The sequence below is a fragment of the Pseudonocardia sp. KRD291 genome (assembly GCF_019263595.1).
Classification (GTDB): Bacteria; Actinomycetota; Actinomycetes; order Mycobacteriales; family Pseudonocardiaceae; genus Pseudonocardia.
In genome coordinates, this window is record NZ_JADQDD010000480.1 from 1 (window position 1) to 2,334 (window position 2,334).

Here is a 2,334-nt window from a genome sequence, read left to right on the forward strand (position 1 = left end):
AACGAGATGTGCACGTGGTCGTTGTGGTTGGCGGTGTCGCCGCCACGGTCCTCCATGGACTCCCAGCCGTCGCCGGAGTTCATCCGCTGCTCCCAGATCACGTACTTCACGCCGAGCTCGTCGGCGTTGGCCAGGGCGCACTCGGCGATCCGGTCGCCGGTCTCGCCGCGGACCATCAGGTCCAGGGCGTGCCCGGTCGGGTGGTCGGAGGCGTTGCCGCGCTCGCCGACACCGAGCAGATCGGGCTGGTCGTAGGCGCAGCCGAGGAACTCGGCGGCCTCGGCGACCCAGCTCTGCACGTCGCCCAGGCCGCCGGTGTCGAGGTCGCAGGACGCGCTGCTCGGGCCGCCGCCGCCGGGGGCGGGCGGCGCGTCCCCGTTCCCGTCCCCGTTCCCGCCGTCGTCCCCGCGGTCGTCACCGCCGCCGCCCGCCGGGCGGGCGGCGACGTCGCGGGCGGCCTGCTCGATCCGGGCGCGTTCGGCGGTGACGGCCTGTCCGGCGCCACCGGCGGCCTCCAGCAGTCCGGAGGCCTTCACGAGCTCGTCCGCGCCGGCCAGTACCGGGCCCGACCGCGGGGCGGACTCCGAGGACGTGGCGGCCGCTGCGGCGGACGAGTTCTCCGCGGCGAGGCGGAACGCCCCGGTGGACTCCGCGGTGGCGTCGTCGAGGTCGTCGAGGCCGACGGCCGGGGTGACGACGGCGAGGGCGCCACTCGCCACGGCGGCCGCGGTGGCGACGTTGCGCAGGCCGTCGGGCCGCAGCCGTCGCGCGAGGGCACTGCGTCGATGTCGGGACACGGGCGTATCTCCTCCATCACGCGACTCGGGCGGGCGTGCGGGGGAGCGTGGGATCTGGGGAGAATCCCTGCCCGTCGGGGGAGCCGAGCCGTGCGATTCGTACCCGACGGTAGCCGATCGTGCCGAGATGTCCGGATAGCGGCTCGCCTGCGAGGTGATCGGATCGTTATCTGCGACGAGTGGCGGCCGGGACCGACCGCTTCCGCACCGCCCGTCGCGGTGCGAAGCTGACGCCGGCCGGCCGAGGGCGTCCGGCCGGGGGGAGTACGGCGATGACGCACGGTGGTCGCGCGGTCGAGCGCGCCGAACACGTCTCCGACCCGCGCCAGCTGCGCCGGGTCTCGGTCGCGAGCGCGATCGGCACGACGATCGAGTGGTACGACTACTTCATCTTCTCCACGGCCGCCGCGCTCGTGTTCAACAGCCAGTTCTTCTCCACGCTGTCGCCGGCGTCGGGCACGCTCGCGGCGTTCGCCACGCTCGGCGTCGGGTTCGTGGCCCGGCCGGTCGGCGGCGTGATCTGGGGCTACTTCGGGGACCGGATCGGGCGCAAGGCGATGCTGGTGACGTCGCTGATGCTGATGGGCGTCGCGACGGTCGGGGTCGGCCTGCTGCCGACGTTCGCGCAGGTCGGGGTCCTGGCGCCGATCCTGCTGGTGCTGATGCGCCTGCTGCAGGGGGTGAGCGCGGGCGGCGAGTGGGGCGGCGCGGCGTTGATGGCCGTCGAGCACGCCCCTCCCGGCAGGCGCGGGCGCTACGGCTCGTTCGCCCAGATCGGCGTGCCGGCCGGGCTGATCCTGGCCCAGATCGTGTTCTTCGCGGTGAGCAACCTGACCACCGCCGAGCAGTTCCAGTCCTGGGGCTGGCGGATCCCGTTCCTGCTCTCGATCGTGCTGGTGGTGGTCGGTCTGGTGATCCGGCTGCGGATCGAGGAGAGCCCGGTGTTCACGGCGCTGCGCACGGAGGCGGCGCGCAGCGGCAGCCCGGTCGCCGAGGTGTTCCGGCACCGCCCCCGTGAGCTCGCGCTGGCCTCGATCAGCTTCATCGCCAACACCGCGATCGGCTACGTGTTCCTGGCCTACCTGCTCTCCTACGGCACGTCGGTGCTGAAGGTGAACCGGAACCTGATGATCGCGATCGTGATCATCGGCAGTGTGAGCTGGCTGGTCAGCATCGTGGCGTCGGCGATCTGGTCGGACCGGGTCGGGCGCAAGCCCGTCTACCTGGCCGGGTCGATCCTGCTGGTGGTGTGGCCGGTGCCGTTCTTCCTGCTGCTCGACACCCGGAACACGGCCCTGATGATCGTCTCGGTGATCGTGCTGACGATCGGCCTCGGCCTGTCCTACGGGCCGCAGTCGGCCCTGTTCGCGGAGATGTTCGAGCCCCGGTTCCGCTACAGCGGGGCCTCGTTCTCCTACGCCGTGGGCGCGGTGCTCGGCGGCGGGTTCGCCCCGCTGATCGCCGCCGCGCTGCAGGCCCGGACGGGGACGTCGCTGGCCGTCTCCGGGTACATGGTGCTGGTCGCGGTGATCAGCCT

At 72.7% G+C, this 2,334-nt stretch carries 2 protein-coding genes; one reads left to right on the forward strand and one right to left on the reverse strand.

Features of this window, described 5'->3' with window-relative positions:
- A partial coding sequence (locus tag I4I78_RS31955; RefSeq protein ID WP_218615240.1) for a hypothetical protein occupies window positions 1–797 on the reverse strand: 797 nt, incomplete at its 3' end.
- A gap of 272 nt (window positions 798–1,069) precedes the next feature.
- Here I4I78_RS31955 and I4I78_RS31960 point away from each other — a divergent pair.
- Window positions 1,070–2,334 (forward strand): MFS transporter (locus tag I4I78_RS31960; RefSeq protein WP_218615241.1); only part of this gene is annotated, 1,265 nt, incomplete at its 3' end.